Below are 24,544 nucleotides of genomic sequence, written 5' to 3'. Positions count from 1 at the left end.
TGCTTTCGCGCGGTGATGCGAAAGGGAAAAGAGATCGAGAAGGAGGAGAGCGGCGCTAATGGTACCCATTGAAGAAATTCGCGAAACGCTCGTCGCCCTGCACGAGACGCCGGGAATTGGAAGGCTTACGATCGAGCGTCTGCTCGCCAGGTCGGCATTAGGCGACGCGCGCGAGCGCTGCGCAGGGGATTGGCGGGACCTTGGCTTGACAGCCAGGCAAGCGGAGGCGGCGGTCGAACAGCTCGGCGAAGCGCGCATGGAAGCGCGACGCCGGCGCTGGGCGCGCACGGGGCTGTCGTTCGTTACGGCGCTCGACGCGGCTTATCCGGACCGTCTGCGGCAGATTGCGGACGCCCCCTGGGTGCTGTACTATTACGGCCGCCTCGAGCTGGCGGACCGGCCCGCGGTGGCGATCGTCGGCACGCGTCTCGCCACCACCTACGGCCGCCGCGTCGCCGCCGAACTCGCCTCCGACTGCGCCAGCGCCGGCCTGACCGTCGTCAGCGGCATGGCCAAGGGGATCGACGCCGCCGCCCATTTCGGCGCTCTCCAGGGGCACGCCAGCACCGTCGCCGTACTCGGCTCGCCCGCCGATACGCCGTATCCGCCCGAGAACCGCGCGCTGTACCGCCAGATCGTTGAGGGCGGCCTCGTCTTGTCCGAGACGCCCCCCGACGTGCCGCTTAGCCGAGCTCTCTTTCCGCTCCGCAATCGCATCATTGCAGGCCTGACGCTGGGCGTCGTCGTCGTCGAGGCGGCCGAGCGCAGCGGAGCGCTCATCACGGCCGATCTCGCCTCCTCGTACAATCGCGACATCTTCGTTGTGCCGGGCCCCGTCCATTCGCCACGCAGCCGGGGGCCGCTTAATCGGCTTCGCGAAAACAGCGCCAAGCCCGTTCTCGACGCGAGCGACATTTTGGGCGAGTACCAGGCTTATTTAACCGCGCCGCCTTTCGGCGCTCCCCGCGCGGAGATCGCGCCGCCGGAGCTGACGCCTGACGAAGCGCGCGTCTACCGAATCTTGACCGACGGCCCCCGTTCGATCGACGAGTTGGCGATCGAAGCGGGGCTCACGTTTGGACTTTTACACGCGGTTCTGCTATCTTTACAAATAAAGCGAAAAATTCACCAGCAACCCGGTTCCGTATATAACGCCCTCTGACCGGCCTCTCCCTCGCGGATCGGCCGGCGGCAAGGGCCCGTCGACCGTAGGAGAGGAGGTATGGACGTGGCGGATTCCCTCGTCATCGTAGAGTCCCCGGCAAAGGCCAAGACGATTGGCAAATACTTGGGAAGCAAGTATATCGTCAAAGCGTCCATGGGGCACATTCGCGATCTGCCGAAGAGCCAGATTGGCGTAGAGGTCCAAAACGATTTTCAACCGAAGTACATCACGATACGCGGCAAAGGCAACGTCTTGAAGGAATTGAAAGACGCCAGCAAGCGGGTGAAAAAAGTCTATCTCGCGGCTGACCCCGATCGCGAAGGCGAAGCGATTGCCTGGCACCTGGCGCACTATCTGGAACTGAACGAGAAAGACGCTTGCCGCGTCGTTTTTAACGAAATCACGAAGCAAGCGGTTAAGGACGCCTTCAAGGCGCCGCGCCCGATCAACATGGACCTGGTGAACGCCCAGCAGGCTCGCCGGGTGCTTGATCGCCTGGTCGGCTACAAGATCAGTCCGCTCCTTTGGAAAAAGGTCAAGAAGGGACTTAGCGCCGGCCGCGTGCAGTCGGTCGCCGTCAAGCTCATCATCGACCGCGAGAACGAGATCAAAGCATTCCAGCCTGAGGAATACTGGAGCATCACCGCCCACCTGAAAATCGGCAAATCGGCGTTCGAGGCCAAGTTCCACGCCTTGAACGGCGAGAAGAAGGAGCTTTCGAACGAGGCGGAGGTTGACGAAGTGCTCCGGCAGATCGGAGACCGCCCGTTTCAAGTCGGCGAAGTGAAGGAAAAGGAGCGCCAGCGCCATCCGTCGCCGCCGTTCATCACCAGCTCCCTGCAGCAGGAAGCCGCCCGCAAGCTGAACTTCCGCGCCTCCAAGACGATGCAGATCGCCCAGCAGCTTTATGAAGGCGTCGACCTCGGCGCCGAAGGCACGGTCGGTCTGATCACGTACATGCGTACGGACTCGACCCGAATCTCGCCCGTTGCCCAAGAGGAAGCGAAATCCTACATCCTGGAGAAATACGGCGAAAGCTATTATCCGGAAACGCCGCGCGTCTATTTGAAGAAGAACGCGAACGCTCAGGACGCGCACGAGGCGATCCGCCCGACATCCGTCCTGCGGACGCCCGAAGAGGTCAAAGCCTCGCTTTCGCGAGATCAGCTTCGCCTTTACAAGCTCGTCTGGGAGCGCTTCGTGGCGAGCCAGATGGAGTCCGCCGTGCTCGACACGATGACGATCGATCTGCAAAGCGGTTCGGTCGGCTTCCGGGCGAACGGCTCGAAGCTGAAATTCCCGGGCTTCATGAAGGTGTACGTCGAAGGCAACGACGACGGCACGACGGAGGAAGACCGCTTGCTGCCGGCGATGAAGACAGGCGACGTCGTCGAGACGGACGCGATCGAGCCGAAGCAGCATTTCACGCAGCCGCCGCCTCGCTACACGGAAGCTCGCCTCGTTCGGACACTCGAAGAACTGGGTATCGGCCGGCCGAGCACGTACGCGCCGACGCTGGAAACGATCCAGAAGCGGAACTACGTCGCCATCGAGGAGAAAAAGTTTTTCCCGACGGAGCTCGGCGAGCTGATCATCCAGCTGATGGAGGAGTTTTTCCCGGAAATCCTGAACGCCGAATTCACCGCCCATATGGAGGGTGACCTCGATGAGGTCGAAGAAGGCAAGGAAAACTGGGTCGACGTCATCGGCGAGTTCTACAAATCGTTCGAAAAGCGCCTCGAAGTAGCCGAAGAAGAGATGAAGGAGATCGAGATCAAGGACGAACCGTCCGACGAGATCTGCGACAAATGCGGCAGCCCGATGGTTTACAAGATGGGGCGTTTCGGCAAGTTCCTGGCCTGCTCCGGCTTCCCCGAGTGCCGCAACACGAAGCCGATCGTCAAAGCGACGGGCGTCACCTGTCCGAAGTGCGGCAAAGGACACGTCGTCGAGCGCCGGAGCAAAAAGGGCCGCGTCTTCTACGGCTGCGACCAGTATCCGGAATGCGACTTCGTCTCCTGGGATAAACCCGTGGCCAAACCCTGCCCGGAATGCGGCGGGCTGATGGTCGAGAAGCGGAGCCGCGCCGGCGTCACTTGGCAGTGTACGAAGTGCAATCACAGCGAAGAAGCTGCCGAGCCCGAAGAGGCATCGGACGAAGAGGACTGAACTCGCGCTTCGGCGCAAACAGGGCGGATGCAGGCAGCCGGATGGAGTACGCTCCATGCCGGCTGCCTCCGCCCGATATTGTCATAACGGCCGCTCGCCGGGTAGCCGTGCAGGAGGAACCGACATTTGACTACTTACCCTACCGTGACGGTCGTCGGGGCCGGTCTGGCGGGCAGCGAGGCTGCTTGGCAGATCGCCTCTCAAGGCGTTCCCGTCCGATTGTACGAGATGCGTCCGGCCCGCCGGACGCCCGCCCATCATACCGATAAATTCGCCGAACTGGTGTGCAGCAACAGCTTGCGCGCGAACGGCCTGACCAATGCCGTAGGCGTGCTGAAAGCCGAAATGCGCCTGCTCGACTCGCTCATCCTGTCGGCGGCCGACCGCAATGCCGTGCCCGCCGGCGGCGCGCTCGCGGTCGACCGGGACGGCTTCTCGGGCGAGGTGACGAGCCGGCTGCGCGAGCACCCGCTCGTCACGGTCGTCAACGAGGAGCTGCCCTCGCTGCCGGCGGACGGCATCGTCGTGGTGGCGACCGGACCGCTTACGTCGCCGGACCTGTCCCGCCAAATCCAGGAGCTGTTCGGCGAAGAATACTTCTATTTCTTCGATGCCGCCGCTCCGATCGTCGAGAAAGAATCGATCGACATGGAGAAGGTATTCCTGGCTTCCCGTTACGACAAAGGCGAGGCCGCCTACTTGAACTGCCCGATGTCCGAAGCGGAGTTCGAGGCGTTCTACGAGGCGCTCGTCACGGCCGAGACGGCCGAGGTCAAAGACTTCGAGAAGGAAATGTACTTCGAGGGCTGCATGCCGATCGAGGTCATGGCCAAGCGCGGCAAGCAGACCGTCCTGTTCGGGCCGATGAAGCCCGTCGGGCTCGTCGACCCGCGCACCGGCAAGCTTCCCCACGCCGTCGTCCAGCTCCGTCAAGACAACGCCGCCGGCACGCTGTTCAACCTGGTTGGGTTCCAGACCCACTTGAAGTGGGGAGAGCAGAAGCGGGTCTTCTCGCTGATCCCCGGACTCGAAAACGCCGAGTTCGTCCGCTACGGCGTCATGCACCGCAACACGTTCATCAACTCGCCGAAGCTGCTGCAACCGACATATCAATACCGCGGCCGCGAGACGCTGTTTTTCGCCGGCCAGATGACCGGCGTCGAAGGCTACGTCGAATCCGCTGCCTCGGGTCTGCTTGCGGGCATGAACGCGGGCCGCCTGGCGCGCGGGCTCGCGCCGATCGTGCCGCCGCCCGAAACGACGCTCGGCAGCATGGCGCACTATATCACGACGGCGGACTTCCGTCACTTCCAGCCGATGAACGCGAACTTCGGGTTGTTCCCGCCGCTGGAGAAGCGGATGAAGAGCAAGCGCGACAAAAACGACGCGATCGCCTCCCGCGCGATCGTCGCGATTGAGGCCTTCAAGGCCGACGCCGTTCCGCAAAATGTCAATTAGCGACCAGAAGCAGCGGCAGCGCGATTCGTAGCGTCCGCTGCTTCGGCGCTTTCCCGCGAGGAGACGCGGCCGGCTAACCGGACCGCCCAAGGAGGAGAGGAAACGATGGAGACCAACGCAACCTTCCACGCCACGACGATCTGCGCCGTCCGCCACAACGGCAAAGGCGCCATCGCGGGCGACGGCCAAGTGACGTTCGGCAACAGCATGGTGATGAAGCATACGGCCAAAAAAGTGCGCCGCCTATACCGCGGCCAGGTGCTGGCCGGATTTGCCGGCTCGGTGGCGGACGCGATCACGCTGTTCGAGAAATTCGAAGGCAAGCTAGAGGAGCATCACGGCAATTTGCAGCGCGCCGCGGTCGAACTGGCCAAGGACTGGCGCTCCGACCGGGTGCTTCGCCGCCTGGAGGCGATGATGCTCGTCGTGGACGCTACCGGCATGCTGCTGCTCTCCGGCAACGGCGAAGTGATCGAGCCGGACGACGGCATTCTCGCCATCGGCTCCGGCGGCAGCTTCGCCCTGTCCGCCGCGCGCGCGCTGAAGCGCCACGCGCCGCAGATGGAGGCGAAGGAGATCGCCCGGAACGCGCTGCAGATCGCTTCCGAGATCTGCGTCTTCACGAACGACAACCTGATCGTCGAAGAGATCTAAAACCAAGGGAGCGGAGGGATAACGATGAACGAACAATTGACGCCCCGGCAGATCGTCGCGGAGCTGGACAAATACATCGTCGGACAAAAGCAGGCCAAGCGCTCGGTCGCCGTGGCGCTGCGCAACCGCTACCGCCGCAGCCGCCTCCCCGAGGCGGTCCGCGACGAGATCGTGCCGAAAAACATTCTCATGATCGGCCCGACCGGCGTCGGCAAGACGGAAATCGCCAGACGCCTCGCGAAGCTGGTTCACGCTCCGTTCGTCAAGCTCGAGGCGACCAAGTTTACCGAAGTCGGCTACGTCGGACGAGACGTGGAATCGATGGTACGCGATCTGGTGGAGACGTCGATCCGGATGGTGAAGGAGGAACGGACGGAAAAAGTGCGGGACAAAGCGGAGGTCGCCGCGAACGAGCGCTTGGCCGCGCTCCTCGTGCCGTCGCCGACGAAGCCGAAGTCGCAGCGCAACCCGCTCGAAATGCTGTTCGGCGGCGGACAGAATCAAGCGCCCGAAGAGCCCGAGCCGGTCGATCCGGCGCTTCAGGGCAAGCGCAGCGACGTGAAGGCGAAGCTCGAAGCGGGCGCGCTCGAATCCGAGCAGGTCGAGATCGAGGTCGAGGACGCGACGCCTTCCATGCTCGACATGTTCAACGTACCCGGCCAGGAGCAGATGGGTCAGAACATGCAAGAGATGTTCAGCCAATTCATGCCGAAGAAGCGCAAAAAGCGCAAGCTGACCGTCAAGGAAGCGCGCAAGGTGCTCGTCCAGGAGGAAGCGAACAAGCTGATCGACATGGATGACGTTATTTCCGAATCCGTGCGGCGTGCCGAACAGTCGGGCATCATTTTCCTCGACGAAATCGACAAAATCGCGAGCGCGGGCCGCGGCCAAGGGCCGGACGTCTCCCGCGAAGGCGTGCAGCGGGACATCCTGCCGATCGTCGAGGGCTCCACGGTCGTCACCAAGTACGGTCCGGTCAAGACCGACTACATTCTGTTCATCGCCGCCGGGGCGTTCCATATCGCCAAGCCTTCGGATCTGATCCCCGAGCTCCAGGGCCGCTTCCCGATTCGCGTCGAGCTGAGCAGTCTGACGGACGAAGATTTCGTGCGCATTCTGACGGAGCCGGAGAACGCGCTGACGAAGCAGTATACGGCACTGCTCCAGACCGAAGGGATCGAGGTGACCTTCACGCCGGAAGCGATCGGCGAGCTGGCCAGCCTGGCCCAGGACGTCAACCGCAACACCGAGAACATCGGCGCGCGCCGGCTGCACACGCTGCTGGAGAAGCTGCTCGAGGATTTGTCGTTCGAAGCGCCCGAGCTGCAGCTCGAACAGCTGTCGATCACGCCGGAATATGTTCGCGAGAAGCTCTCCACCATTGCAAGCAACCGCGATTTGAGTCAATATATCTTATAGAGCATGTTGTCGATCGTTAGGCAGGAGGATATGTGATCATGACTTTGTTGGAGAAAACCCGCACGCTGAACGCGTTGCTCCAGAAGGCGGCGGGCAAGTCCCTGAACTTCCGCGAGATGGCCGAAGGCTTGCGGGAGACGCTGACCGGCGGCGTGTTCGTCGTCAGCAGGCGGGGCAAAATTCTCGGCGCCGCGCTGCCCGAGCAGTTCCCCGAAATGTGGCTGCGCCAGGAGCAGCTCGACGAGCTTCGCTTTCCGCAGGAGACGAACGACCGGTTTCTGCGCATCCTGGAGACGGCGGCCAACGTCGCGCCCGACGAGACGCTTGCACCCGTCGAAGCCGCCTTCGCCGGCCAAGTCGTGACGATCGTGCCCATCATCGGCGGCGGCGACCGACTTGGGACTGTAGTCCTAGCTCGCGAGGGGCACTCTTTTCGGGATGAGGATCTGATTTTGGCGGAATATGGTTCTACGATTATAGGTATGGAGATCCTCCGCGAACGGGCCGAAGAACGAGAATTGGAAGCGCGGAATAGAGCCGTCGTCTCGATTGCGGTAGGCTCCTTGTCCTTCAGCGAGCTGGAAGCCGTTGACCATATTTTCGAGGAATTAGAAGGCAAAGAGGGACTTTTGGTCGCTTCCAAAATCGCGGATCGGGCAGGGATCACCCGGTCGGTCATCGTCAACGCGCTGCGCAAGCTGGAAAGCGCGGGCGTGATCGAGACCCGCTCGCTCGGCATGAAAGGCACGTACATTCGCATTATTAACGCCAAGCTTCTTCCGGAGCTGGCAGCCCGCAAAAACTAAGGCATTTCAGCGTTTTTCAAGCATTTAAGCCCTAATCTTGGACACAAGATTAGGGCTTTTTTCTTATTGTCACATGTCGCGTAGTCAGAGATGATACTCTTAGAATTTTTTAATCTGTCACCAATCGACGGCATTTGATCGGAAACGGCGAGCGAAATGTCGAATAAAGCAGGAAAATGGCTTCATGCGTTGAATTAAGTAACAGAATCTTCCTGATGGAGAGGTTGGCAGAGGATGGACTTGTTAAGCGGAGCATCATTCCAACGGTTGGAGAGCGCGCTGAATGCCGCTTCGATGCGGCAGCGGGTGTATGCGAACAACGTCGCGAACGTCGACACCCCCAATTTCAAGCGGTCCGACGTTTCCTTCGAGGAGTTGTTGGCGCAAGAAATGACCGGCGAGCCCGGTGCGCAGCTGTCCGGCTTCCGTACGGACGAGCGGCACATTCCGATCGGCGGATCCTGGCCGGCGCCCAGCGCCCAAGTGGTGACGGATCAGTCGTCGGCGATCAACAACAGCCGCAACAACGTGGACATCGACAAAGAGATGTCGCTGCTGGCGGAAAACCAGCTGAGGTATCTCCTGTTTATTCAGCAGTTGAACCACGACGTGAAAATGATGCGAACGGGATTGGGCAAATAATCCGAAACCACGCTAGATAGGGGGAATCTATGATGAAGTTAGGCGGTTTTGATATCAGCGCGTCGGCCTTAACCGCTCAGCGGCTGCGGATGGACGTCATTTCGTCCAACATCGCGAACGCCGAGACGACGCGCGCGTCATACGTGGATGGAAAGTTCGTGCCTTACAAGCGCAAGTTGGTCGTCGTCGAACCGATCCAGTCGCCGTTCCGCAACATGTTGACCGAAAAGCTCGACGGTTCCGCAGCCCAAGGGGTTCAAGTGACGTCGATCCGCGAGGACGAAGCGCCCTTCAAGACGGTGTACAACCCGACGCACCCGGACGCAGACGAAAGCGGCATGGTGAGCATGCCGAACGTCGACGTGCTGAAGGAGATGGTCGACATGATTTCGGCCTCCCGTTCCTACGAAGCCAACGTCACGGCGCTCAACGCGAGCAAGTCGATGTTCTCCAAGTCTCTCGAGATCGGACGCTGACCGCGTCCCGCAGCGCCAGTTTCGCGCACATTCCACGGGTCTTTACCCGAATAGGAGAAGGTTGAAACATGATTCAGAATCATTTCTTGCCCGTCTCCGGCATCGCCGCCGGCACCCTTTCGCCGCTGCAGTCCGCGGCGAAGCAGGCGACCCCCGCCGAGGCGACGGAGAGCTTCGCGGCATTCCTCAAACAAGCGATCGACGGCGTCGCCGCGCAGGAGCAGAACGCGCACGCGGTCACGGATCAATTCATTATCGGGGAGGCGGACGTGAACGACGTCATGATCGCCGCCACCAAAGCCGAACTCAGCCTGGAACTCACCTCCCAAATCCGCAACAAGGTGATCGAAGCGTATCAGGAAATCATGCGGATGCAAATGTAATCGCAGCCTTTCAATGTAGCACAGTCCGCAGGTGAGGTGAAATCGTGAACGAGAGATGGCTCCAGGTTCGGGAGAAGCTGACCGGCTTCTGGAACCAATACACCAAAACGCAAAAGTGGGTGCTCGCCTCGTCGGCTGCACTGCTTCTCTTATTTATTATATTGCTGACTTATTTTTTCACGAGAACGCAATACGAGATTGCTTTTCAGGATCTGGACAGCGGCGACGCCGCGGCGATCATCGAATACTTGGACAGCAGCGGCATTCCCTACAAGCTTGGCGCTGCCGGCTCCAGTATCTCGGTGCCGAGCGCCAAAGCCGACAAGGTGAAGGTGGATGTCGGTTCGCAGGGACTCGTCCAAAACGGCTCGATCGGTTTCGCGGAGATGAGCAAGTCGTCTTCGACGATCGGCACGACGGACCAGGAGTTCAAAGTCAAATACCGCAACGCGCTGAACGGCGAAGTGCAGCAGCTGCTGCAAAGCATGCAGGGCGTCAAGCGGGCGAAGGTGCTCGTGAACCTGCCCGAAGAGTCGGTTTTCCTGAACGACGCGGACAAGGAACGGGCGACGGCGTCGGTCGTCATCAACTTCAAGCCGGGCTACCGGCCGAAGCAAAACGAAATCGACAGCTACTACAATCTCGTAAAGACGGCCGTCCCGAACATGGACATCGAAGGCATCACGATCACGAGCCCGACCAGCGATTTGACGCCTTCGAATAAAATCGGCGGCTCCGGCGGAATGAACGGCACGATCCTCGACCAGCAATTCGAAATCCAGCGCCAGTTCGAGAACGGCATCAAGTCGAACATCCAGAACTTCCTGGCGCAGATCGTCGGCATGGACAACATGGTCGTCAGCGTCATGTCGTCGCTGAACTTCGACCAGAAGTCGACGACGCTCAACCGGGTGCTGCCGCTCGAGAACAACGACAACAAAGGGATCGTCATCAGCGAGCAGCAGACGAACGAATCGTACACCGGCGCGAACGGCTCGGCTGGCGGAGTAGCCGGCACCGGGCAAACCGACGTGCCGAACTATCCGTCGTCGAGCGCGGGCGATTCGTCCAGCTCGGAGAAGTCGAGCAGCACGATCAACTACGAGCCGAGCCGCGAGAAGACCGACATCGCCTACGCGCCTTACCAGGTGAAGGACCTGTCCATCAGCGTCGGCGTCGATTCTTCGGTCATCACGCCGGAGAAGCAGCAGGTCATCCAGCAAATGCTGGTGAACAACGTCCGCACGCTGCTGGCCGATTCGGGACAGACGTACACGGACACCGACCTGAACAACCGGGTGTCCATCATCGCGCAGACGTTCAACAGCAACGCGAGCGGAAGCTCGGGCACGGCCGCTTCCACGTATTGGCTCGCCGGACTCGGCGTGGCGGCGCTGGCGCTGCTGGGCGGCGCAGGCTACATCGTCTATCGTCGTCGCAAAGCCGCACAAGCGGCCGCAGCGGAAGCCGAACTCGAGACGCCGCGCGTGGAAATGCCTACGATCGACCTCGAGAGCGTTACGAACGAGAGTCAGGTTCGCAAGCAACTGGAAGGACTGGCCAAGCGCAAACCGGATGAGTTCGTGAACCTCCTCCGGACTTGGCTGGTGGACGAATAGAGGTGGCATCGTTGGCGAAAGGGAACCAAATGCAACTGAGCGGCCGCCAGAAAGCGGCGATCCTGCTCATCACCTTGGGGCCGGAAGTGTCGGCCCAGGTGTTCAAGCATCTGCGCGAAGACGAGATCGAGCAGCTGACGCTTGAAATCGCGAACGTCCGCAAAGTGGACGGCGCGGAGAAGGAAGCGATCCTGAACGAGTTTCACCAGATTTGCGTTGCGCAGGAGTATATCAGCCAAGGCGGCATCACGTACGCCAAGGAAATTCTCGAGAAGGCGCTCGGCTCGCAAAAAGCGAGCGACATCTTGAACCGGCTGACGGCGACGCTGCAGGTGCGGCCGTTCGACTTCGCCCGCAAGGCGGAGCCGACGCAAATTCTGAACTTCATCCAGAACGAAAATCCGCAAACGATCGCGCTCGTGCTCTCTTACCTGCAGCCCGATCAATCGTCCGCCGTGCTCTCGTCGCTGCCGCAGGAAAAGCAAGCCGACGTCGCGCGCCGGATCGCGCTCATGGACAGCACGTCGCCGGAGGTCATTGCCCAGGTCGAGCGCGTGCTCGAGCAAAAGCTGTCGGCCACGGTTACGCAGGACTACACGAACGCGGGCGGCATCGAATCGATCGTCCAGATCCTCAATGGCGTCGACCGCGGAACCGAACGGACGATCCTCGACTCGCTGGAGATCCAGGATCCAGAGCTGGCCGAGGAGATCAAAAAGCGCATGTTCGTCTTCGAGGACATCGTCAATCTCGACAACCGCTCGATCCAGCGCATCATCCGCGACATCGAAAACGCCGACCTGCAGCTCGCGCTCAAGGTGGCGAGCGAGGAAGTGCGCGACGCGATTTTCCGCAACATGTCCAAGCGCATGGCCGAGACGTTCAAGGAAGAAATGGAGTACATGGGGCCTGTCCGGCTCCGCGACGTCGAGGAGGCGCAAACGCGCATCGTAGCGACGATCCGCAGGCTGGAGGAGTCCGGAGAGATCATCATCGCTCGCGGCGGAGGAGACGATATCATTGTCTAATCTGATCAAATCCGGCCATGTCATTTCCCTGGACGATTTGAAGCGGCTCGAGATTCTTCGGCAATATACGGCACCGAGACAAAATATTTCCTCCGAAACTGGCGAAAACGAAGGAAATGACGCGATTGATGTCGAAACTCAATCGTTGAAAGAACGGATCCTGCAGGACGCGGAAGAAACGGCGGCGCGTTTGCTTGCCGAAGCCCGCGAAGAAGCGGAACGGATCCGAACGGAAGCCGAGCGGGAAACGGCGGCCTGGTGGGCCGAACGGCGCGCCGACGACGAGTCGCTGCGCGCGGCCAGCTCCCGCGAAGGCTACGACGAAGGTTATCGCCAGGGCGCCGAAGCGGCCGAAGCCGCGGTCCGCGGCGAGATGGACGAAGCGCTGCAGGATGCGCTCGCAATCGTGCGTCAGGCGTACGACGAGCGGGAGCACTTGATCGCCGAAGCCGAGCAATTCGTCGTCGAGCTCAGCTGCGAGATCGCCGGCAAGATCGTCGGGCGCAAGCTCGAGGAGTCGCCGCAGCTCGCGGTGGCGCTGATGGGCGAGGCGCTCTCCCGGCGCAAGGAGCAGGGCGTCATCACGCTGTGCGTCGCGCCCTCGCAGTACGCCTTCGTCCAGGCGGCGAAGGAGGAGCTGCTGCTCTCCATCGACTCGCAGGCCGAGCTTCACATTCTCCCCGACCCGTCGGTGAAGGACGGCGGCTGCGTCATTCGCTCCGCGTTCGGCAGCATCGACGCGCGGCTAGATACTCAATTGACGAATATCCGGCAGGAATTGTTGCAAATCGCTGCCCACGCTCACGAGGAGGGGAGGCCCGATGTTACGGAAGCTTGACGCGACGCGCTATGCGGAGGCGCTTCGCCATCTCGATCCCGTACGGGTCAACGGCAAGGTCGCCCAGATCATCGGCCTCACGGTCGAATCCGAGGGGCCTGACGCGAGCATCGGCGAAGTGTGCCATATCCATCCCGCCAAAGGCGGAGCGCCGATCCTCGCGGAAGTCGTCGGGTTCCGCAACAACCGGGTGCTCCTCATGCCGCTCGGCGATCTGCAGGCGATCGGCCCCGGCTGCGACGTCGTCGCGACCGGCCGCCCGCTCACCGTGCAGGTCGGCTCCGAACTGCTCGGCAAGGTGCTGGACGGCCTGGGACAGCCGCTTGAAGGCGGCAGGCTGCCGGCGCGGATGCCCCGTTATTCGACGCATAACACGCCGGGCAATCCGCTCAAGCGGCCGCGCGTCACCGAGCCGCTCGGCACGGGCGTCCGCTGCATCGACGGGCTGCTCACGGTCGGTCAGGGACAACGGATGGGCATCTTCGCCGGTTCGGGCGTCGGCAAGAGCACGCTGCTCGGCATGATCGCCCGGAACACGGCGGCGGACGTGAACGTCATCGCCCTTATCGGCGAACGGGGGCGGGAAGTGCTCGAGTTCGTCGAGCGGGATCTCGGTCCCGAAGGCCTCGCGCGCTCCGTCGTTATCGTCGCGACGTCGGACCAGCCGGCGCTCATCCGGATCAAGGGCGCGCTAATCGCGACGTCGATCGCCGAATACTTCCGGGACCGCGGCCAGAACGTCATGCTCATGATGGACTCGGTGACGCGCTACGCGATGGCCCTCCGCGAGGTCGGCCTCGCGATCGGCGAGCCGCCCGCGACGCGCGGCTACACCCCGTCGGTGTTCGCAGCGCTGCCGAAGCTGCTGGAGCGCGCCGGGACGGGCCCGACCGGCTCGATTACCGCATTTTACACCGTGCTGGTCGACGGCGACGACATGAACGAGCCGATCGCCGACGCGGTACGGGGGATCCTGGACGGCCACATCGTCCTGAGCCGGCACCTGGCCCACAAGGGGCATTTCCCCGCGATCGACGTGCTCGCGAGCGTCAGCCGGGTCATGAAGGATATCGTCGGCGGCGAGCAGCAGGACGCGGCCGAAGAGCTCAAGCGGCTGCTCGCTATATATAGGGATTCGGAAGACCTCATCAATATCGGGGCGTACCAGCGCGGATCGAATCCGCAAATTGATAAAGCGATCCAAGCGATCGACGATATCAACGCCTTTTCGCAGCAGAAGACGACCGAAAGCGTGACGTATCCGGAAGCCAAAGAACGGTTGGTCATCGATTTCTACAAGAGATGAGGGTGAAGGCCGGTGAAGTTTCATTATCCGCTGCAGAAAATCGTCGACCTGAAGGGCAGCGAAAAGTCGATGGCGGAGTGGGAGTACGCCGCGTCGCTCGGACAGCTAAAGAGCGAAGAGGATCGTCTCGCCGCCCTCCGGCGCGAGCGGGACGAGTATGAGTCGGCGCTCGCGGGGAAGGCGCAGCAGCCGACACCGCTCGCGGAGCTTCACCTGCTGCAGGATTATATCTCGTTTTTGGACGAGCGGATCAGCCGGCAGCGTCAAGGCGTCCGCGACGCGGAGGAACGCGTCAAGCAGCGTCAGATTGCGTTGCGCGGCAAGACGGTCGACGAGAAGGTATGGCTGAACGCGCGCGGCAAGGCGCTTCACCGCTTCCGGCAAGAAATGCTGCAGCGGGAACAGAACGAGCTGGACGAGATTGCCACCCGACGCGCCGCGGCTGCCTCGCGGGGATAAACGACAACAGAATGAGCTAACGCGAAGGGGAGGGGAGAGCCGTGGCGGACGCCAATGTAGAGAAAAGCGGCTATTCCGGCTTTGAACGGTTTCTCTTTTTTATTACGCCTATCATTTTTACCGCGGTGCTGCTGTTCGTACTGCTGCTGCTGTTCAATCCGACCTGGCGGCATGCCGCCCAGGATTTCGGAAACAAAATTCCGCTCGTCAAATCGATCATTCCCGACCGCAAGGTTTCGGAAACGGCGCCTGACGCCGGCGCCGAGACGACCGCAAGCGAAGCCAGAGGGAAGGTCGACGAGCTGAAGGCGCTGCTGGTCGACCGCGACAACGCGCTCAAACAGGCGGACGGCAAAGCCGTGCAGCAGCAAAAGACGATCGACGATCTGAAAAGCCAGATCGAGGCGCTGAACAAGCAAATGTCGGACAAGACGGTCACGACCGACGCGTACGAGACGCGCATCCGCTCGCTGGCCGACATGTACGGCAAGATGACGCCGGGCAAAGCCGCACCGATCATGGAAAGCCTGTCCGTCGAAGAAGCGGCGCTCGTGCTGGGCGCGATGAACGACAACCAGCGGGGCAAAGTGCTCGAGAAGATGACCCCGAAGGTTGCGGCGGACGTCACGATGCGGCTCAAGGACGCGGATTCGGTGCAGGACCGCGAAATCGCGGCGTTGCAAGCCCGCATCCGCGAGCTGCAGAATCAATCCAAGAGCACGACGGCGAACGGGACGACGCTGGACATCGCGGCGCTCGGCAAGACGTTCGGAGCGATGGACGCCAAAAAGGCGGCTCCGCTGCTGCTCCAGATGGCGGCGACGGAGCAGACCAAGACGCTTCGCATTCTGGAGGCGATGGACGACACCGCCCGCTCCAAGGTGCTCGCCGAAATGTCCGACCAAGACAAGAAGAAGACCGCGCAACTGGTCAGCAAGCTCATGCCCGCCAATCCTTGATCCGCCGGGCGGATCCGAAAGGAGGTGATATCGATGAACATCCCCGTGTTATCGGCATCTGCGGGCCAGTCGACCGCACCGGCCGCAGGCGGCAAAGCCGCGGGCGGGAACGGCGCCGGCTTCGCCAGCGCGCTCGTCCAGGCGATTGGCGGCACCGGCGGAGCCAACGGCGCTTCCGGCGGCTCGACGCCTTCACTCGGCTTGCTGGGCCTGTTCGGCACGATCGGGCAAACGGACGAAGGCACAGGCGGAGCGAACCCGGCCGAAGCGCTGCTTGCCCTGCTCGATCAATTGACGAGCGGCGACGCGCAGCCGCAGGCGGACGATGAGCTGCCGGACGACTTAATGGACCAGCTTGCCCAGCTTCTCGCCGGTCTCCAGGCGCTGCTGCCCCAAGCTCAGCCGACATCGGAAGGGACGCCGGAAGGCGAACCGATTCCGAGCGGAGCCGCGCAAGCGACCGAAGTTTCGCCGCTCCCGGCTCAAGGCGGCAACCCGCTGCTAGCCGCGCTGAAGGAAGCGCTCCTGCAAACGAAGACGCTGCCGGACGACGCTGCGCTGCCGAACGAGCAGCTGGACGACGCCGCGAAGCAGCTTCGGCAGTGGATCGCGACGGGGAATGCGAAGCCGGAGACGGCAAACGCTCCCGCGACCGCGGCGATCCCGGGCGGAACAAGCCCTGTGCAGCAAGAAGCGGCGATCCAGCAGCCGACAGCGGCAGCGGCCGCTCCGGTCGAGCCCAAACGCGCGGCGAACGTCTTCCGGGAGCCGATCCTCCATTGGAACCTGCAGCCGGCCGACGCTGGTGCGACGAACGGTGAAGTCGCGGAAGCGTCCGCCACAACCGCGGGCGAAGCGGCCGGCGACGATGCCTCGGCGCTCACTTGGACGCTCTCCGGCGGCGAAACCGCCGGCAAGACGGACGGCGCCGCAGTCAAAGCCGCACTCCCGGCCCAAGTGCCGGTTCAGCAGTTCGCGGAACAGATGGAGAAGTATCTCGTGAAGCAGTTCACGCTGAGCGGCGGGAACGGCACGACAGAGGCGCGGCTGAGCTTGACGCCGGAGCATCTCGGCCAAGTCGAGATTCGTCTCGTCCTGCAAAACGGTCAGCTGAACGCGCACTTCGTGGCACACAACGAAGCCGCGAAGGAATTGCTGGAAACGCAGCTGTCTCAGCTCCGAAGCTCGCTCCAGGTGCAGGGCATTCAGGTCGAGCGCATGGAAGTCGTGCAGCGGCCGGAGCTCGGCGAGGCGACGTCCTTCCTCCATCAGGAACAGCGCCGGTCCTCATCCGGCGACGGACAAGGCGGCCGAAGCGGACGGCGCGGCAGCAGCCAGGCCGAAGAGCCGGTCGCGTTCGAATCCGAACTGGAGCGCACCGCCTCGCTGCGGGACGCCGGGTACGGCAACGAGCTGAACGTTCAGGCTTAACGAACGGAAAAGGGAGGTGAAGGCATGGCATCATCCCCGGGCATCGGCAACAAATTGGTGTGGCCCAACTATTCGTCCGGCAACGTTTCGAAAGCGGCGGCGACGCCGAGCAAGGAGCTGGGCAAGGACGAATTCCTGAAAATCCTGGTCACCCAGCTGAAAAACCAAGACCCGATGCAGCCGATGGAGGACAAGGAGTTCATCTCGCAGATGGCGCAGTTCTCTGCGCTTGAGCAGACGATGAACATGGCTTCGGAGCTGCACCGGCTGACGCAATCGGCCGCGATCGCTTCGAATCTGATCGGCATGCAGGCCAGCTGGATCGGCATGGCGGAGAACGGCACGACCCAGACGATGTCGGGCATCGTGCAGTCGATCGTCATGCGAAACGGCGAGCAATACGCCCAGATCGGCAAATCGGAAGTGAAAATTTCGGATTTGACCTCGGTTACGATCCCGACCGCCCCGGGCGGCGCCCCCGAAGGCGAGGAGACGGCTCATGAGTGACCGGTTTCTCGTCGGCCAGCTGGGAACGGGGCGAGCCGCGCCGCTCCGGCAGTCGCGACAGCCGACGATAGCCGAGACTGGCGGAGGAAGCGGGGACGACACGTTCCGAAAGCTGCTCAGCCGGGAGCAACTGCGCTTTAGTCTTCATGCGGAACAGAGGCTCACGCAGCGGGGCATCGCCTTCGCGCCGGAGCAGCTCGACCGGATTGCAGGCGCGATCGATCAGGCGGCCGCGAAAGGCGCGCGCGACTCGCTCGTGCTATTCCGCGACATCGCGATGATCGTAAACGTTCCTAGCCGCACGGTCGTGACGGCGATGGACGGACAAGACGCCAGCCAAGTGTTCACTCAGATCGACAGCGCGGTCATCGTGCGCTGAGAATGGACCGAGAGATGAGCAAGATGGGCCGGACCTCAGACAGGAGGCCCTCGACCGCGGAACGACGGAAGCGGTCAAATTCAGCAGTATATCCGAGCAGGAGGTAGATTCGATAATGTTGCGTTCCATGTATTCCGGCGTATCCGGCATGCGCGGCTTCCAAACGAAGCTCGACGTCATCGGCAACAACATCGCGAACGTCAATACGGTCGGCTTCAAAGGCGGCCGCGTCATGTTCAAGGATATCCTCAGCCAGTCGATGTCCGGCGCCACCGCGCCGATCGACAACGAACGCGGCGGCGTGAACCCCAAACAGATCGGCCTCGGCGTGACGGTTGCCGCGATCGACACGGTCCATACGCCGGGCAGCGCCATGACGACGAACGTGCCGACCGACCTAAGAATCGACGGCGACGGCTTTTTCGTAGTCAGCCCCTCTCCCGACGGCACGCCGGCTTATCTGACGCGCGCGGGGAACTTCACGTTCGACGCCAACCGCCAGCTCGTCAACGCGGACGGCATGTTCGTGATGCAGGCGGACGGCGGCGGGATCATCCAGCTGCCAGAAGACGTAACGTCCTACGCGATCCAGCAAGACGGCTCCATCGTCTCGATCGACCAGGATGGAAATCCGACGGCCACGGGCTCCGTCATCGGCGTCGCCAAAGTGCAAAATCCGGGCGGTCTCGAGAAGATCGGCGGCAATCTGTACCGCATGACGCCGAACGCCAATCCCGACGGAGAGCTGAACATCTACGCAGCGAACGATGTCGAGAACGGCACGGGCGCCATCATTGTCGGACAGCTTGAAATGTCCAACGTCGACCTGACGAACGAATTCACCGAGATGATCGTGGCGCAGCGCGGCTTCCAAGCGAACTCCCGCATCATCACCACGTCCGATTCCATTCTGGAAGAGGTCGTCAACCTCAAACGGTAATTGAAGTCCCGATCCGGGAGGGAGCCTCCCTCCCGGTAGGTGCGGAGGGATCCTCATGATCGCTGTCACGAGGCTTAACGGCAGCCAGTTCTATATCAACGCGCTATTGATCGAAACCGTGGAACAAACCCCGGACACGATGATTACGCTGACGTCCGGCAAGAAGTACATCGTCATGGAAAATTCTTCGGATGTGATCCGTTCCATCCGGCACTATTTGCGCAGTATCGGCGTCATGGCGGCGCTCGCAAGTCCGCCGGACGCGCATTCGGAGGGAGCATCGTCATGAAAAAAATGTTGCCTTGGCTCGTATCTCTGCTGCTAGCGATTACGCTCATCGTCCTCGTCGGCATATACTCCTGGTCGACCTTATTCGGAGGCGACTCGGGCGCCAAGAACGCGCAAGCGGAAGCCCAGGATAGCGTGAAAAACGTGAAGGCCGAGCAGATCTCCGGCGACGAGATGATCAAGGTCACATCCGAATTGAATGATATTAAGACGAACATTTCGGATACGAACTACATCGTCATCTTCGGGTTCTCGTTCCAACTGGACAGCGAGGCCGCGAAGAAAGAGTTCGATAAAGTGAAAGACCCGCTCGTCAAGCCGATCGTCAACCGCATCCTGTGGGACGTGACGCCAGAGCAGCTGCAAGGCGGCAGCAAAGGCAAAGACACCCTGCTGGCCACGCTGCTGAACGAGATCAACCCCGTGCTGACCAAAGGGAAGGTCACGAAAATCGGCATTACGAACTTCCTGATGCAGCAACTCTAGCGTTTCGCATTCCGTCTCACGGCATCGCATAACTAGCCTAGCATCCGAATCCTCGGGAAAGGGGGGACGAAAATGGTTGACGTGCTCTCACAAAATGAGATCGACGCCCTGCTGGCGGCACTCTCCTCGGGAGAGATGGACGCGGAGGAGCTTCGCAAGGAAGATACGCAGAAAAAAGTCAGGGCTTACGACTTCAAACGGGCGGTCCGCTTCTCCAAGGATCATATCCGGAGCTTGACCCGGATCCACGAGAACTTCGCCCGCTTCCTGACGACCTATTTTTCAGCGCAGCTGCGGACTTTCGTCCAGATCAACGTCGTGCAGGTCGAGCAGCTGCCCTACGACGAGTTTATCCGCTCCATTCCGAAAATGACGATCCTGAACATCTTCGAAGCGGAACCGCTAGAAGGACGGATGGTGCTCGAGGTTCACCCCAACGTCGCCTTCGCGATGCTGGATCGGCTGCTTGGCGGAGCGGGCTCCGCGCCGACCAAGATCGGGAGCCTGACCGAGATCGAGACGATCATCATGGAGAAAATTTTCAGCCGCGCGCTGGAGACGCTTCAGGAAGCCTGGAAAACGGTCCTCGATCTGGAGCCGCGCCTCGAGGCGCTCGAGACGAATCCGCAGTTCATGCAGATCGTCTCCCCGAACGAGACGATCGCCCTCATCTCGCTCAGCACGAAGATCGGCGACACGACCGGGATGATCAACCTCTGCATTCCGCACGTCGTCATCGAGCCGATCATGCCGAAGCTTTCCGTTCATCACTGGTTCGTCTCGCAGAAGAAGACGCGGGCGCCCGAAGAGCAAAGGCATCTGGAGCAGCGCGTCTCGAAGGCGAAGCTGCCGGTCATCGCAGAGCTGGGATCCTCGAAAATCTCCGTGCACGAGTTCCTGAATCTCGCCGTCGGCGACGTGATTGCATTACATAAGAGCACCGGCAGCGGCCTGGACATCAAGGTGGGCGACAAGCTCAAGTTCATCGGCAGCCCGGGCACGGTGCGGGATAAAATGGCGGTTCAGATCGACGAGATCGTCAGCGAAGGAGTGGAAGAAGGGTATGACGAGTAAAGATTACCTGTCCCAGGAGGAAATTGACGCGCTGCTGAGGCAATCGTCCGGCGAACAGCCGGAAGCGACCGCCGCCTATCCGGACGGCGAACTGCGGGTCGAAGATTACCTGACGGCGCTGGAGCAGGACGCGCTCGGAGAGATCGGCAACATCACCTTCGGCAGCGCGGCCACGGCCCTGTCCACCCTGCTCGGCCGCAAGGTCGACATCACGACGCCGCAAGTGTCCATGATCTCTCGCGGCAAGTTCGTGAGCGAATTCCCGAAGCCTCACGTCGCCGTTCATGTGCACTATGTGTCGGGCTTCGAAGGCATCAACTCGCTCGTGATCAAGGCGCACGACGCGCAGGTGATCGCCGACCTCATGCTTGGCGGAGAAGGCAACGTGCAAACGGAGGAACTCAACGAGATTCACGTGAGTGCCGTCCAAGAAGCGATGAACCAGATGATGGGCTCCTCCGCAACGTCGATGTCGACGATTTTCAACCGGTTCGTCAACATCTCGCCGCCGGCGATCGACGTGATGGACGTGAAGAACAATACCGGCACGGAGAACATTCCGCCCGAGGAACTGTTCGTCAAAATTTCGTTCCGTCTCAAGATCGGCGATCTGATCGATTCGACGATCATGCAGCTCATCACGGTGCCGTTCGCCAAGGAGCTCGTTTCCTCCCTGATCGGGGGCGCCGCGGCCGAGGAGGCCGCGCCCGCGTACGAGACGGTTTACGAAGCGCCTCCGGCGTACAGCCCGCCGCCTTCGGCGCAGCAAGCCTCGCAGACGCCGCCTCCGGCGCAGCAGGCCGCTTACGCGCCTCCGCAGACGCCGTCGCCCGCCGTGCCGCCGCAGGCGCAGCCGGCTTACGCGCAACCGGCTTACGCGGGCCCGCCCGCGCAGCCGCAAGCGCTCGGAGGGGCCGCCCACCGCAACGTGAGCGTGCAGCCCGTCCAGTTCGCGAATTTCTCCGCCGGACATCCCGGCGCGGTCGACGAAACGAACCTGAACCTGCTGCTCGACATCCCGCTGCGCGTGACGGTCGAGCTGGGGCGCACCCAGAAACAAATCAAGGATATCTTGGAGTTGTCCCAAGGCTCCATCATCGAGCTGGACAAGCTGGCTGGCGAACCCGTAGACATCTTGGTTAACAACAAATTGATCGCCAAAGGCGAGGTCGTGGTCATCGACGAAAATTTCGGCGTCCGCGTGACCGATATCGTCAGCCAATGGGATCGCGTCCAAAAAATCCAATAACGTACTCACTGGGAGGAACCCGATATGGCAAACCGCATTTTGATCGTAGACGACGCTGCATTCATGCGCATGATGATCCGTGACATTTTGACGAAAAACGGCTATGAGGTGGTCGGCGAGGCGCAAGACGGCGCTCAAGCGATCGAGAAATATAAAGAGCTGACGCCGGATCTCATCACGATGGACATCACGATGCCCGAAATGGACGGCATCGCCGCGCTCAAGGAAATCCGCAAGCTCGACGCGAACGCCAAAGTCATCATGTGCTCGGCGATGGGGCAGCAAGCGATGGTCATCGACGCCATCCAGGCGGGCGCGAAGGACTTCATCGTGAAGCCGTTCCAGGCGGACCGCGTCATCGAAGCCATCAAGAAGACGCTCGGCTAGACGGGAGCGTTCGACGAATGCCCGCAACCAGAATGGCGAGCGAGTACGCCGGGACGTCCTCCTGGGATCTTCTGTGGGTACTGTTCGTCCTCGCATTGATGGTCGTCGCCATCGTTTTCCTGCTTCGGTTCGTCGGCAAGCGCAACCGGGGCTGGTGGATGAACCGCTCGCTTCGCTCGCTCGGCGGCCTCCCGCTCGGGACGAACAAGTCGATGCAGATCGTCGAATGGAACGGCCGCATCTACGTCCTCGGCGTCGGAGACGACGTCACGCTGATCGAATGCATCAGCGATCCGGAACAGGTCGCGGCGCTCCTGGCGGCGCAAGACGTCGCGAACGCGGAGGCGAAGCCCGGCCTGCCTCCCTGGCTGCGCCAGTGGGCGGACCGGAGGCGGTCCGGCACCGCGCCGGAGGAACCGACGGCGTCCCCGCAGGCGCCCAGCTTCGAACAAACGCTGGAGAATCGTCTGCGCCAGCTGTCGGAACGCCGGCAGAAGGTCGGCCAGATGCTCTCGGACAGCCGAACAGAAGATCGGACGGAAGAACCATGAAGAAGAAGTTAGCCGCAAGTATGTCGGCCATGATCGCGATGATGCTTTACGCCGGCAGCACGGCGTTCGCCGAAGGCAGTCCGGCGATCAGCATCACGATGGGCGACGGCAAAGAGCCGATCGGGGCTTCCTCGCTGTCGCTGCTGCTGCTGATTACGGTGCTGAGCCTGGCGCCAGCCATTCTCGTTCTGATGACGAGCTTCACCCGAATCGTCATCGTGCTCGGATTTGTCCGGACGTCGCTCGGCACGCAGCAGATGCCGCCGAACCAAGTGCTCATCGGACTCGCGCTGTTTCTGACGCTGTTCATCATGTCGCCGACGCTCACGCAGGTGAACGACCAGGCGCTGCAGCCTTACCTGAAGGGCCAGATCAGTCAGACGGAGGCCCTGGAAAAAGCGGCGGTGCCGATGAAAGCCTTCATGTACAAGCACACGCGGGAGAAGGATTTGCTCCTGTTCATGAAGTACACGAAGACCGAGAAGCCGAACTCCTACCAGGACATCCCGATTACCGTACTCGTCCCGGCTTATGCGATCAGCGAGCTGAAGACGGCGTTCCAGATGGGCTTCATGATCTTCATTCCCTTCCTCGTGATCGATATGGTCGTGGCCAGCACGCTCATGGCGATGGGGATGATGATGCTGCCGCCCGTCATGATCTCGCTGCCGTTCAAGATTTTGCTGTTCGTGCTTGTCGACGGCTGGTACCTCATCGTCAAATCGCTGCTCGAAAGCTTTCAGACCTGATTAAAAGCGAGGACGACACTGGGAGGGAATGGAATGAGCGCCGAATTCATCATCGGGTTGGCGGGGCAGGCCTTGTATACGGTATTGAAAGTCAGCGCCCCGATGCTCGGGATCGGCTTGATCGTCGGATTGCTGGTCAGCATCTTTCAGGCCACGACGCAGATTCAGGAGCAGACGCTGGCGTTTATCCCCAAGATCATCGCCGTCTTCGTCGCCCTGCTCGTGTTCGGTCCGTGGATCCTGAATACGATGGTGGACTTTACGACCCACCTGCTGGGCAATCTCGCCAACTATATCGGTTGAGGCGCGCATGAACACGGTGATGCAGGTGTTCCCTGCCTTTATGCTCGTGCTCTGTCGAATCGCCTCGTTTTTGATGGTCGCCCCGGTCTTTTCGACGCGGACGATCCCGAAGACCTTTAAAGTCGGACTCGCGTTTTTTATTTCGATCGTCGTCTTTCTGACGGTCGGTTTCGATAATCCCGTGCCGCTGGACGGAGCGTACATCCTGGCGATTCTGAAGGAAGTGCTCGCCGGTCTCGTGATCGGGTATACCGCTTACCTGTTTTTTACCGTCGTGCAGACGGCGGGCGCCTTCATCGATATTCAAATGGGATTCGGCATCGCGAACATCGTCGACCCGCTCACGGGCGCGTCGGCGCCGATCATGGGCAACTTGAAGTTCATGCTGCTGACGCTCGTCTTTCTGTCCATCAACGGCCATCATTACCTGATCGGCGCGATCATGGACAGCTACAAATGGCTGCCGCTCGACGGGCAACTGTTCCATACCGTTTACGAGGGCAGGATGACGGACTTTCTCGCCCGCACGTTCGCGGATACGTTTCTTCTGGCGCTGCAGATCGCCGCGCCGCTCGTCGTCGCGATGTTTCTGACCGACGCCGGGCTCGGACTGCTGGCTCGTACGGCGCCGCAGTACAACGTGTTCGTCATCGGCATTCCGGTCAAAATTCTCGTCGGCCTGGCGTTGCTCATCCTGCTCATGCCGGGATTCGGCACGCTGTTTCAGATGGTGTTCGACCGTATGTTCGGGGCGCTCGAGAAGCTTTTCGTCATCATGAAGGCCACCCAGCCGTGAACGGACCGGGAAGCCGCTCGCGA

28 protein-coding genes are annotated in these 24,544 nt (G+C 61.4%); all 28 read left to right on the top strand.

Translation table 11 applies throughout. The features are described 5' to 3' along the window. The first annotated feature begins 58 nt into the window (after window positions 1-58). The 28 genes from dprA (at window position 59) to fliR (ending at window position 24,521) form a co-directional block, all read left to right on the top strand. Window positions 59-1,162, top strand: coding sequence for a DNA-processing protein DprA (gene dprA / locus LKX83_RS24565; protein WP_227885479.1), 1,104 nt, complete (start codon window positions 59-61; stop codon window positions 1,160-1,162). A gap of 66 nt (window positions 1,163-1,228) precedes the next feature. Further along, entirely contained in the window at window positions 1,229-3,334 is a 2,106-nt protein-coding gene (topA, locus tag LKX83_RS24560; RefSeq protein ID WP_227885478.1) for a type I DNA topoisomerase, read from the top strand. Window positions 3,335-3,460: 126 nt separating this feature from the next. After that, complete coding sequence (gene trmFO, locus LKX83_RS24555; protein WP_227885477.1) at window positions 3,461-4,792, top strand: FADH(2)-oxidizing methylenetetrahydrofolate--tRNA-(uracil(54)-C(5))-methyltransferase TrmFO; 1,332 nt, start codon at window positions 3,461-3,463, stop codon at window positions 4,790-4,792. A 105-nt stretch (window positions 4,793-4,897) separates the two neighbouring features. Next, on the top strand, window positions 4,898-5,446 hold the full coding sequence (gene hslV, locus LKX83_RS24550) for an ATP-dependent protease subunit HslV (protein WP_227885476.1): 549 nt from the start codon (window positions 4,898-4,900) through the stop codon (window positions 5,444-5,446). A 24-nt stretch (window positions 5,447-5,470) separates the two neighbouring features. Then, the gene (hslU, locus tag LKX83_RS24545) at window positions 5,471-6,865 is read left to right on the top strand and encodes an ATP-dependent protease ATPase subunit HslU (RefSeq protein ID WP_227885475.1); all 1,395 of its coding nucleotides are present in this window, start codon (window positions 5,471-5,473) and stop codon (window positions 6,863-6,865) included. Between the two features lie 38 nt (window positions 6,866-6,903). Further along, a complete protein-coding gene (gene codY / locus LKX83_RS24540; RefSeq protein ID WP_227885474.1) occupies window positions 6,904-7,671 on the top strand; it encodes a GTP-sensing pleiotropic transcriptional regulator CodY in 768 nt (255 codons plus the stop codon). A 234-nt stretch (window positions 7,672-7,905) separates the two neighbouring features. Beyond that, window positions 7,906-8,313 carry a flagellar basal body rod protein FlgB gene (gene flgB, locus LKX83_RS24535; protein ID WP_227885473.1) on the top strand — a complete coding sequence of 136 codons (408 nt, stop codon included), beginning with the start codon at window positions 7,906-7,908 and terminating at the stop codon, window positions 8,311-8,313. 32 nt (window positions 8,314-8,345) lie between these two features. Further along, complete coding sequence (gene flgC, locus LKX83_RS24530) at window positions 8,346-8,789, top strand: flagellar basal body rod protein FlgC (protein ID WP_227885472.1); 444 nt, start codon at window positions 8,346-8,348, stop codon at window positions 8,787-8,789. Window positions 8,790-8,857: 68 nt separating this feature from the next. Then, window positions 8,858-9,172: a flagellar hook-basal body complex protein FliE gene (gene fliE, locus LKX83_RS24525; RefSeq protein WP_227885471.1), complete on the top strand. Its 315-nt coding sequence runs from the start codon at window positions 8,858-8,860 to the stop codon at window positions 9,170-9,172. 44 nt (window positions 9,173-9,216) lie between these two features. After that, window positions 9,217-10,791 carry a flagellar basal-body MS-ring/collar protein FliF gene (fliF, locus tag LKX83_RS24520; protein WP_227885470.1) on the top strand — a complete coding sequence of 525 codons (1,575 nt, stop codon included), beginning with the start codon at window positions 9,217-9,219 and terminating at the stop codon, window positions 10,789-10,791. An 11-nt stretch (window positions 10,792-10,802) separates the two neighbouring features. Next, complete coding sequence (gene fliG / locus LKX83_RS24515) at window positions 10,803-11,819, top strand: flagellar motor switch protein FliG (RefSeq protein ID WP_227885469.1); 1,017 nt, start codon at window positions 10,803-10,805, stop codon at window positions 11,817-11,819. Beyond that, on the top strand, window positions 11,812-12,657 hold the full coding sequence (locus LKX83_RS24510) for a FliH/SctL family protein (protein WP_227885468.1): 846 nt from the start codon (window positions 11,812-11,814) through the stop codon (window positions 12,655-12,657). The genes fliG and LKX83_RS24510 overlap by 8 nt, the downstream gene beginning before the upstream one ends. Then, window positions 12,641-13,963 carry a flagellar protein export ATPase FliI gene (fliI, locus tag LKX83_RS24505; protein WP_227885467.1) on the top strand — a complete coding sequence of 441 codons (1,323 nt, stop codon included), beginning with the start codon at window positions 12,641-12,643 and terminating at the stop codon, window positions 13,961-13,963. The genes LKX83_RS24510 and fliI overlap by 17 nt, the downstream gene beginning before the upstream one ends. 12 nt (window positions 13,964-13,975) lie before the next feature. Further along, window positions 13,976-14,422 carry a flagellar export protein FliJ gene (gene fliJ, locus LKX83_RS24500; RefSeq protein ID WP_227885466.1) on the top strand — a complete coding sequence of 149 codons (447 nt, stop codon included), beginning with the start codon at window positions 13,976-13,978 and terminating at the stop codon, window positions 14,420-14,422. 41 nt (window positions 14,423-14,463) lie between these two features. Continuing rightward, entirely contained in the window at window positions 14,464-15,381 is a 918-nt protein-coding gene (locus LKX83_RS24495; protein WP_227885465.1) for a MotE family protein, read from the top strand. Window positions 15,382-15,414: 33 nt separating this feature from the next. Then, window positions 15,415-16,812, top strand: coding sequence for a flagellar hook-length control protein FliK (locus tag LKX83_RS24490; protein WP_227885464.1), 1,398 nt, complete (start codon window positions 15,415-15,417; stop codon window positions 16,810-16,812). 24 nt (window positions 16,813-16,836) lie between these two features. Next, window positions 16,837-17,319: a flagellar hook capping FlgD N-terminal domain-containing protein gene (locus LKX83_RS24485; protein WP_227885463.1), complete on the top strand. Its 483-nt coding sequence runs from the start codon at window positions 16,837-16,839 to the stop codon at window positions 17,317-17,319. Further along, window positions 17,312-17,698 (top strand): TIGR02530 family flagellar biosynthesis protein, encoded by a 387-nt coding sequence (locus tag LKX83_RS24480; protein ID WP_227885462.1) that lies wholly within the window; start codon window positions 17,312-17,314, stop codon window positions 17,696-17,698. The genes LKX83_RS24485 and LKX83_RS24480 overlap by 8 nt, the downstream gene beginning before the upstream one ends. A 115-nt stretch (window positions 17,699-17,813) precedes the next feature. Next, window positions 17,814-18,638, top strand: a complete 825-nt coding sequence (gene flgG, locus LKX83_RS24475) for a flagellar basal body rod protein FlgG (protein WP_227885461.1) — start codon at window positions 17,814-17,816, stop codon at window positions 18,636-18,638. 55 nt (window positions 18,639-18,693) lie between these two features. Further along, on the top strand, window positions 18,694-18,927 hold the full coding sequence (locus LKX83_RS24470) for a flagellar FlbD family protein (protein WP_227885460.1): 234 nt from the start codon (window positions 18,694-18,696) through the stop codon (window positions 18,925-18,927). Beyond that, window positions 18,924-19,412, top strand: a complete 489-nt coding sequence (locus tag LKX83_RS24465) for a flagellar basal body-associated FliL family protein (RefSeq protein ID WP_227885459.1) — start codon at window positions 18,924-18,926, stop codon at window positions 19,410-19,412. The genes LKX83_RS24470 and LKX83_RS24465 overlap by 4 nt, the downstream gene beginning before the upstream one ends. A gap of 72 nt (window positions 19,413-19,484) precedes the next feature. After that, window positions 19,485-20,486 carry a flagellar motor switch protein FliM gene (gene fliM / locus LKX83_RS24460; protein ID WP_227885458.1) on the top strand — a complete coding sequence of 334 codons (1,002 nt, stop codon included), beginning with the start codon at window positions 19,485-19,487 and terminating at the stop codon, window positions 20,484-20,486. Next, the gene (gene fliY, locus LKX83_RS24455; RefSeq protein WP_227885457.1) at window positions 20,476-21,735 is read left to right on the top strand and encodes a flagellar motor switch phosphatase FliY; all 1,260 of its coding nucleotides are present in this window, start codon (window positions 20,476-20,478) and stop codon (window positions 21,733-21,735) included. The genes fliM and fliY overlap by 11 nt, the downstream gene beginning before the upstream one ends. Before the next feature lie 24 nt (window positions 21,736-21,759). Continuing rightward, window positions 21,760-22,122, top strand: a complete 363-nt coding sequence (locus LKX83_RS24450) for a response regulator (RefSeq protein WP_227885456.1) — start codon at window positions 21,760-21,762, stop codon at window positions 22,120-22,122. Window positions 22,123-22,139: 17 nt separating this feature from the next. Then, a complete protein-coding gene (locus tag LKX83_RS24445; protein ID WP_227885455.1) occupies window positions 22,140-22,673 on the top strand; it encodes a flagellar biosynthetic protein FliO in 534 nt (177 codons plus the stop codon). A gap of 38 nt (window positions 22,674-22,711) precedes the next feature. Continuing rightward, window positions 22,712-23,422, top strand: coding sequence for a flagellar type III secretion system pore protein FliP (gene fliP / locus LKX83_RS24440; protein ID WP_370639124.1), 711 nt, complete (start codon window positions 22,712-22,714; stop codon window positions 23,420-23,422). A 33-nt stretch (window positions 23,423-23,455) separates the two neighbouring features. After that, on the top strand, window positions 23,456-23,725 hold the full coding sequence (gene fliQ / locus LKX83_RS24435) for a flagellar biosynthesis protein FliQ (RefSeq protein ID WP_227885453.1): 270 nt from the start codon (window positions 23,456-23,458) through the stop codon (window positions 23,723-23,725). A 7-nt stretch (window positions 23,726-23,732) separates the two neighbouring features. After that, window positions 23,733-24,521 (top strand): flagellar biosynthetic protein FliR, encoded by a 789-nt coding sequence (gene fliR / locus LKX83_RS24430; protein ID WP_227885452.1) that lies wholly within the window; start codon window positions 23,733-23,735, stop codon window positions 24,519-24,521. The last annotated feature ends 23 nt before the right edge of the window (window positions 24,522-24,544 follow it).

Origin of the sequence: Cohnella baijiui, assembly GCF_020731285.1 — a bacterium.
In the GTDB taxonomy this organism is placed as follows: domain Bacteria; phylum Bacillota; class Bacilli; order Paenibacillales; family Paenibacillaceae; genus Cohnella.
Note: the sequence above shows the minus strand (reverse complement) of the source record. Positions and strands in the feature narration are given on the sequence as shown.